6 protein-coding genes, 1 tRNA gene and 1 pseudogene are annotated in these 7,930 nt (G+C 73.7%); 1 reads left to right on the top strand and 7 read right to left on the bottom strand.

Annotated elements, in window-relative coordinates:
- Positions 1-69: 69 nt before the first annotated feature.
- Complete coding sequence (locus tag F6X68_RS27695; protein WP_121396533.1) at positions 70-885, bottom strand: Bax inhibitor-1/YccA family protein; 816 nt, start codon at positions 883-885, stop codon at positions 70-72.
- A 111-nt stretch (positions 886-996) separates the two neighbouring features.
- Positions 997-1,077, bottom strand: a tRNA-Leu gene (locus F6X68_RS27690).
- 102 nt (positions 1,078-1,179) lie between these two features.
- On the opposite strand from F6X68_RS27690, the gene F6X68_RS27685 reads away from it, so the two are divergent.
- Positions 1,180-3,012: a hypothetical protein gene (locus F6X68_RS27685; protein WP_151457020.1), complete on the top strand. Its 1,833-nt coding sequence runs from the start codon at positions 1,180-1,182 to the stop codon at positions 3,010-3,012.
- 65 nt (positions 3,013-3,077) lie between these two features.
- On the opposite strand, the gene F6X68_RS27680 is transcribed toward F6X68_RS27685, so the two are convergent.
- The 5 genes and pseudogenes from F6X68_RS27680 to F6X68_RS27660 all read right to left on the bottom strand — a co-directional run.
- Positions 3,078-4,409 carry an NAD(P)/FAD-dependent oxidoreductase gene (locus F6X68_RS27680; RefSeq protein ID WP_151457019.1) on the bottom strand — a complete coding sequence of 444 codons (1,332 nt, stop codon included), beginning with the start codon at positions 4,407-4,409 and terminating at the stop codon, positions 3,078-3,080.
- Between the two features lie 104 nt (positions 4,410-4,513).
- Entirely contained in the window at positions 4,514-5,074 is a 561-nt protein-coding gene (locus tag F6X68_RS27675) for a hypothetical protein (protein WP_151457018.1), read from the bottom strand.
- A 114-nt stretch (positions 5,075-5,188) separates the two neighbouring features.
- Positions 5,189-6,583, bottom strand: coding sequence for a DUF58 domain-containing protein (locus F6X68_RS27670; RefSeq protein ID WP_192581559.1), 1,395 nt, complete (start codon positions 6,581-6,583; stop codon positions 5,189-5,191).
- 14 nt (positions 6,584-6,597) lie between these two features.
- Positions 6,598-7,596, bottom strand: coding sequence for a MoxR family ATPase (locus F6X68_RS27665; protein ID WP_151457016.1), 999 nt, complete (start codon positions 7,594-7,596; stop codon positions 6,598-6,600).
- Positions 7,596-7,930 (bottom strand): annotated as a pseudogene (locus F6X68_RS27660) (hypothetical protein); the annotation flags it as partial. The gene F6X68_RS27665 and the pseudogene F6X68_RS27660, both read right to left, overlap by 1 nt.

Here is a 7,930-nt window from a genome sequence, read left to right as displayed (position 1 = left end):
GAGCGGGGTAGACGACGGCGCCCGCCCTCGCGGATGCGGGGGCGGGCGCCGGTCGGTCGCGGGCGACTGTCAGTCGTCGCCTTGGAAGTAGCTCAGCAGGCGCAGGATCTCGATGTAGAGCCAGACCAGGCTGACCAGGATGCCGAAGGCGGCGACCCAGGAGTAGCGCTGGGGCAGCCCCATCCGGACGCCGTCCTCGACCTCCTTGAAGCTGAGCACGAAGCTCAGCGAGGCGACCACGATGCAGACCAGGCTGAACCCGATCGCCAGCGGGCTGCCGTCGCGCAGGCCGGTGTTCACGCCGAAGAGCGCGAACACGAGGTTGATCAGCATGACGGCGAAGAGACCCGCCATCACGGCGATCATGCCCTTGACGAACTTCGGGGTGGCCCGGATGACCTTCGCCTTGTAGAGCATGGCCATCACGAAGAAGACACCGAACGTGGCGGTCACCGCCTGGACCACGATGCCGTCGTAGAGCGAGTTGAAGAACTTGCTGACCATGCCGACGAAGACGCCCTCGACGACGGCGTACGCGACGACCAGCGCCGGGTTCGCCATCCGGGAGAACGAGATGATCAGGCCGAGGACCAGGCCGACCACCGCCGCGCCGATCCAGGCCGCGCCGAGCAGCGCGTCGGGCACCAGCACCCAGGCGGCCGCGGCGGAGACGCCGAGGATGCCGAGGAGCGTGACGGTCTTGACCACCACGTCGTCGATCGACATGGTGTTGACGGTCGGCGGGGCCGCCGGGTAGCCGGCCTCCGTCGGGTACTGCTGTGGATAGCCGGGCTGTCCGTACGGCCCGGTCGGGGCGTACCCGGCGGAGCGCTCCCGCTCGGCCGCCTGGCCGAGCCGGGCGAGCACCGGGTTCGAAGTCTTCACTGTCAGGCCTCCCTCAGGGGGTCGTTGCACGTGAACGTGCACCCCCAAGAGTAAACGCCCAGGACAGTCCCGTGGAGATCGCCAAGCTGAGCGGAAGCTGAGAGTGCGGCGTGCCCGGGGCGGGGGTCGAACCCGCACGCCTTGCGGCAGCCGCTTTTAAGGCGGCCGTGTCTGCCGTTCCACCACCCGGGCGGGTGACACCGCGCGGGTCGACACGCGTGGTGCAGTGTCACGGTAGCGGGTCGGCGGCGACCCGGCGTACCCCGGCGGGCGGGTCGCACTAGGGTCGAGACCGTGAGCAGCGCAGCCCCCACGGCCCCCGACGCCGTCCCTGACCAGGCTGTCCTCGCCGTCGACCGGCCGTCCCGCCGGCTCCGGCCGGCGCGCCTGCTGACCGCCGTCCACCGTCGCCGGGCGGACGTCACCGTCGTGCTGCTCTTCGTGGCGCTGGCCGGCTGGCTCACCCACGGGCTCTGGCCCGACCCGGCGGCCCGGGTCCTGGCGCTCAACCCGGAGGACCAGGCCCTCTACGAGTGGTTCCTCGCCGTCGACTCGCGGGCGCTGCTCGGCGACTTCGACCTGCTCACCGGGCGGCTCAACGCGCCGGACGGGGTCAACCTGATGACCAACACCACGGTCATCGCGCTCGGGGTGCTCCTGGCCCCGGTGACCCTGTCGTTCGGCGCGCCGGTGACCTTCGCCCTGCTGGCCATGGCGAACCTGGCCGGCACCGCGATCGCCTGGTACCTGCTCTTCACCCGGGTCCTGCGCGCCCGCCGGCTCGCCGCCGCGCTCGGGGCGGCGCTCTGCGGGTTCGGCCCGGGGATGGTCTCGCAGTCCAACAGCCACCTGCACATGACCGCGCAGTGGCTGGTGCCGTTGATCGTCTGGCTGGTGGTCCGCATGCTGCGGGCCGCCGACCCGGCGGGCACCGCCGACGGGCCGGACCGCCGGCGGGTGGTCAGCTCGGCCGTCGGCCTGGCGGCGGCGGTCACCGCGCAGGTCTTCGTCGGCGAGGAGGTGCTCTTCCTCTGCGCGATCACGCTGCTGGTGATGGCGGTCACCTACGCGGTGGCGGACCGGAACCTGGCCCGCCGCGCCCTGCCCGGCTTCGCCGCCGGGATGATGCTCGCCGCCGGGCTGGCCCTGGTCGTACTGGCCTGGCCGCTGTGGTTCCAGTTCGCCGGCCCGCAGGGCGTCTCGGACGGCATGTTCAGCCCGCACTACTTCTCGGCGGACCTGCGCAGCTGGTGGACCGTCTCGCCGCTGTCGATCGCGGGCGGCGACGGGGCTGCCCGGCTGACCACCGGGCCGGCCGAGTACAACACCTTCCTCGGGCTGCCCCTGCTGCTGGTCGCCGCCGCCTGCGCGCTCTGGCTGGGCCGCCGCCCGCTGGTCACCGCGTGCGTGGTCGGCACGCTCGTCACGGGGGCGCTGTCGCTCGGTCCCCGGGTGGTCGTCGACGGCGAACGCACCGCCGTCCCGGGCCCGTACGCCCTGCTCTCGGGGCTGCCCGTGGTGGACGGTGCGCTGCCGATGCGGTTCGCCCTCGCGGTGCTCCCGCTCATCGCCACGCTGCTGGTGCTGGCGGTCGACCGGGCGCTGCGCGGCACCGGCCTGGCCCGCCGCCTGGTGCCGGCGGCGGTCGGCGTGGCGCTGCTGCCGCTGCTGCCGACCCCGCTGCCCACCGCCGAGCGCCCGCCGCTGCCCGAGTTCGTGACCGGCGGGCACTGGCGCCAGTGCGTCGAGCCGGGCGGAGTGCTGGTGCCGGTGCCGCTCGCCACGCCCAAGCAACCATGGCCGATGCGCTGGGCGACCGCCGCCGACGCGGCGTTCGGCATGCCGGAGGGCTTCTTCATCGGCCCTTACGGTCGCGGCGGCACGGCGGCGATGGGCACCTACGCGCAGCCCACGTCGGCCCTGCTGGCCGAGGTCGGCAGGCGCGGCGGGCAACCCGTCATCGGGGACGAACAGCGCCGGCAGGCCGCGGAGGACGCGGAGTTCTGGGGCGCCTCCTGCGTGGCGCTGGCCGACGGCACCCCGCACGCCGACAGCCTTCGCGGCACGCTGGAGCAGCTCTACGGCCCCGCCACCCGAATCGCCGACGCCTGGACCTGGCGCGTCTGACCCGCACCCGCTGAACGCGCGAAAAGCCCCCTCCGCCGCAGGCGGAGAGGGCTTCGCGTGCTCCGTCAGGCGCGGCCGGCGCCGACCGGCTGGGACGCCTCGGCGAACTCCTCGCGCGGATCGTGCAGCTGGCCGAGGGCGACCACCTCGCGCTTCAGGAAGAACGCCAGCGACCAGTCGACCACGACCCGGACCTTGCGGTTCAACGACGGGATCCGGCTCATGTGGTACGTCCGGTGCATGAACCACGCCGGCCAGCCGGTCATCTTGATCCCGTACACCTGGGCCACGCCCTTGTGCAGGCCGAGGCTGGCGACGCTGCCGGCGTGCTTGTGCTTGTACTCCACCGGCTCCCGGCCACGGACGACGTTGACGATGTTGTCGGCCATCCGGGCGGCCTGGCGGACCGCGTGCTGGGCGCTCGGCGAGCAGTAGTTGCCCGGCTCCTTGGTCAGGTCCGGCACGGCCGCGCAGTCACCGGCGCTCCAGGCGCCGTCGACCACCCGGTCGCCGTCGACCACCTGGAGGGTCGGCAGGCAGGTGACCCGCCGCCGCTCGTCGCGGGGGAAGTCCGTCGCGTCCAGCATCGGCGACGGCTTCACGCCGGCCGTCCAGACGATGGTGTCGGAGCGGAAGCTGTCGCCGTCGGAGAGCTTCACCACCCCGTCGAGGCAGGACTCCAGGCGGGTGTCCAGCCGGATGTCCATGTTCCGCTTGAGCAGCTGCTGCACCGTGTAGGCGCCCATGTCCCGGTCGACCTCGGGCAGCACCCGCTGGGTCGCCTCGACCAGCACCCAGCGCATGTCCTCGGGCTTGAGCTCCGGGTAGTACTTCAGGGCGTCCCGGGCCATGTCCTCCATCTCGGCGAGCGCCTCGATGCCGGCGTACCCGCCGCCGACGAAGGTGAAGGTCAGCGCCGACCGGCGGACGGCCGGGTCCGGCGTGGCGGCGGCCACGTCGAGCCGGTCCAGCACGTGGTTGCGCAGGTAGATGGCCTCGCCGATGGTCTTGAAGCCGATGCCCTGCTCGTGCAGGCCGGGGATCGGCAGCGTCCGGGAGACCGAACCCGGGGCGACGACCACGTGGTCGTACGGGATCTCCCGGGTGGGGCCGCTGATGGGCTGCACCACGGCGGTCTTGCGGTGGTGGTCGATCCGGGTCACCGCGCCCGCCACCACCTTGCACCGCCGCAACTCCCGCCGCAGCGGCACCACGGAGTGCCGGGGCGAGATGTTGCCGGCCGCCGCCTCCGGCAGGAACGGCTGGTAGGTCATGTGGGGCTGAGGGTCCACCACGACGACCTCGGCCTCACGGGAACTGAGCTTCTTCGACAGGCGCAGGGCCGCGTAGAGACCGACGTGCCCGGCACCCACCACAAGGATCCGCTTCGGGTTCACGTCATCTATCTTTCCCCGCGCGGCCCGGCTAATCCCGCTCGCGCCCCTTCTCTGTGACGGAGCACAACCCCTGTGACCTGCATGACTACCCCGAAAAAGGGCTGTCACCTGCGGCGCAGCAGCCACCCCAGCAACGCCGCCACCGCCACCGCCACGAGCAGACCGACCACCGTCGCCGCCTGGTGTCCAGCGTCACCACCGAGCCTGCCGACCTCGACCAGCAGGACGCCGAGGACGAAGGTGGCCAGCAGCACCGCACCGGCCCGGGCCAGCCACCGCACGATCAGGTTCGGGTCGACCACCGCGTCGTACGGCAGCACGGCGGCCAGCGCGCAGAGGGTGTGGGTGAGGTAGAGCACCGCCGCCACGGCGAGCAGCCGCCAGAGGGCGATCGGCCGGCCGTACCCGTCGGTGGCCATCAGCCAGCCGCCGACCGTGACCAGCGCCGCGAAGGTCGGCCAGAGCCGGCGCGGCCCGACCGCCGGCAGGACCGCCACCGCCACGAGGGCGAGCAGCGGCCGCCCGAGCAGCACCTGCGACGGGTACGCGAGCAGCAGGCCGACCAGCACGGTGAGGAAGATGCCAGCGCGCACCAGCAGCGGCGTCAGGCTGATCCGGGCGGCGGCGTACCGCAACGCCCTGGCCCGTTCGGTGACCGCGCTCACCGGGCCCGCCTTTCGTTCGCGACTGCGGGACTCCGCTGCGCTACATTCCTCGCGCTCACCGGGCCCGCCTTTCGTTCGCGACTGCGGGACTCCGCTGCGCTACGTTCCTCGCGCTCACCGGGCCACCCTCGGGGCGGTCGCCAGGCGGGCCACGTCCCGCAGCACCTCGTCGAGGCTGCCCGCGCCGGCCCACCGCACCACCGGCACGCCGTGCTCCCGCAGCTGCCCGATCATGGTGTCCCGGTCCAGCCGCCACAGCCGGTACGCCACCTCGGCCCAGCCCCGGTCCTTCGGCGGGGTGAGGTTCGCCGGCAGGGTGTCCACCGCGACCACGAACCGCCCGGAGCGGGCCAGCCGGGCCAGCATCTGCGCCGACCGCTCGTCGAGCAGCGGGGTGAGGACCACCACCAGCGCGTCCGCCGACAGCAACTGCGGCCCGAACACCTGGTCGTACGGCTCGTGCGGGGAGTGCTCCGCCCGCACCTCCAGCAGCCACTCCAGGACCGTGAGGTACTGCCGGCGGCCGGCGGCGGGACGCAGCCGGCGGGCGGCCGGGCCGTACTCGAGCATCGACACCCGGTCGCCCCGGTGCAGGTAGTGCTCGGCGATCGCGGCGGCGGCCCGGACTGTGGTGTCCAGCACGGAGGCGGCCCCGGACACCCCACCCGAACGGCCCGCCTCGGCGAGCACGTCGAGCAGCAGCACCACCTCGGCGTCGCGGTCGGAGAGGGTGGCCGCCACGTGCAGTTGCCGGGCCCGCAGCGACACCCGCCAGTCGACCCGGCGCAGCCGGTCGCCCGGGGCGAAGACCCGTACGCCGGCCAGTTCGCCGCCCTCGCCGGGCCGGCGCGAGTGGTGCGCGCCGACCAGGCCGGCGGCCCGGGGCATCGCCTCGACGGCGTCGAACGGCTCGGTCCTCGGGTAGACCCGCAACCGGGACGGCTCGGCGATCACGGCGCGGGAGACCAGCAGTCCCTGCGCGGCGGCCGCCCGGGCGCCCGCCGGGCCGATGGGGTGCCGGCCCCAGCGCAGCGCCGTGCCGGTCAGCTCCAGGTCCACGGCCGCCGCCGTCGGGACGGCGGTCACGAACGGCCGGTCGGCGACGGACGGGGCGACGGCCGAAGCCGCCCCGGACGCGGTGGTCGCCCCGGCGATCGTCACCTGCTGCACCCGCAGCCACGGCGAGACCCGGCTGCGCACCACCGCCACGTCGTAGTCGATCAGGTCCGGGTTGCCGACGGTGACCGTGCCGGTCAGCTCGCCGCCCTCGACCAGGTGCCCCTCGTCGGCGGAGACCCAGATCTGCGGCAGGGCGGTCGGCCGACGGCGCAGCGCGTACGCGGTGCCCAGCGCGAACGGGGCGGCCAGCACGACCAGGTCCACCCGGCCGAGCAGCACCCCCGCGATCAGCAGCAGCCCGGTGAGGAGCACCGCCCGGCCGAGCGCCCACGTGGGCACCCAGCCGGTCGCGGGCTCCGGCTCCTGCGGCGGCGACTCTCGGGGCGACACGGCGGGCGCGACCATCAGTGCCCGGCGGCGTAGCTGGGCAGCGCGCCGCTGGCGGGGGCCGGGGTCGCCTCCAGCACCTCGCCGACCACGAAGGACGGATCGACGCGGCGCAGCCACATTTCCGGCCGCAGCGTGATCCGGTGTGCCAGGGCGGGCGCCGCGACCTCCTTGACGTCCTCCGGGACGACGTAGTCGCGCCCGGCCATGACGGCCCGTACGCGGGACAGCAGCAGCAGCGCCAGCGAGCCGCGCGGCGAGGCGCCGACCAGCACCGACGGGTGTTCCCGGGTGGCGGCGGTCAGCGCGACGATGTAGCGGCCGACGGAGTCCTCCACGACCACGTCCTCCAGCGCGGCCTGCATGGCGCGCAGGGTCGCCGCGTCGACCACCGGCTTGATGTCCGCCTCCTCGCGGCGGCGGGACATCCGCCGGCGCAGCACCTCCCACTCCTCCTCGGCTTCGGGGTAGCCGAAGGAGACCCGGAGCAGGAACCGGTCGAGCTGCGCCTCCGGCAGCGGGTACGTGCCCTCGTACTCGATGGGGTTGGCGGTGGCCAGCACGTGGAACGGCTCGTCCAGCTTGTACGTCACGCCCTCCACCGAGACCTGCTTCTCCTGCATCGCCTCCAGCAGGGCCGACTGGGTCTTCGGCGGGGTCCGGTTGATCTCGTCGGCGAGGAGCAGGTTGGTGAAGACCGGCCCGGCCCGGAACGAGAAGTCGCCGCTGCGCTGGTCGTACAGGAACGAACCGGTCACGTCGGCGGGCAGCAGGTCGGGGGTGAACTGGAGCCGGCGGAAGTCCAGCCCGAGCGCCTGGGCGAAGGACCGCGCGGTCAGCGTCTTGCCGAGGCCCGGCAGGTCCTCCAGCAGCACGTGGCCGCCGGCCAGGATGCCGGCGAGCACCAGTTCCAGCGCGTCCCGCTTGCCGACGACGACCTGACCGACCGCCTCCAGCACCGACCGGGCGAGGGGGCCGACCTCGGCGGCGGGCATGCTGCGGTCCACGTCGTTCATCACAGTCTCTCCAGTTCGGCGACGATCGCCGCGAGGTTGCGCGGCGACGGGGTGCGGCGAGGCGGGGTCTCCAGGAACTTCCACAGCTGGTCACCCAGCAGCACCCGGGCCCGGGCCGGATCCGACTCGCGGGTCACGCCGTGCCGCTGGCTCAGCCGCTCGTCGGCCAACTCCCCGAGCCGGGGCAGGATCACGGTGGTGAAGCGTTCGGGCCGGGTGGCCGACCAGTCCAGCGGCAGTTCCCAGCCGTTGATCGCGGTGCGCAGCGCGTCCCTGGCGCCCCAGTTCCAGGTGCCGTCGTCGTCGGAGACGGGGGCCCGACCGCCGCCGCGGG

The sequence above is a fragment of the Micromonospora sp. AMSO12t genome (assembly GCF_008806585.1).
GTDB lineage: Bacteria > Actinomycetota > Actinomycetes > Mycobacteriales > Micromonosporaceae > Micromonospora > Micromonospora reichwaldensis.
Note: the sequence above shows the minus strand (reverse complement) of the source record. Positions and strands in the feature narration are given on the sequence as shown.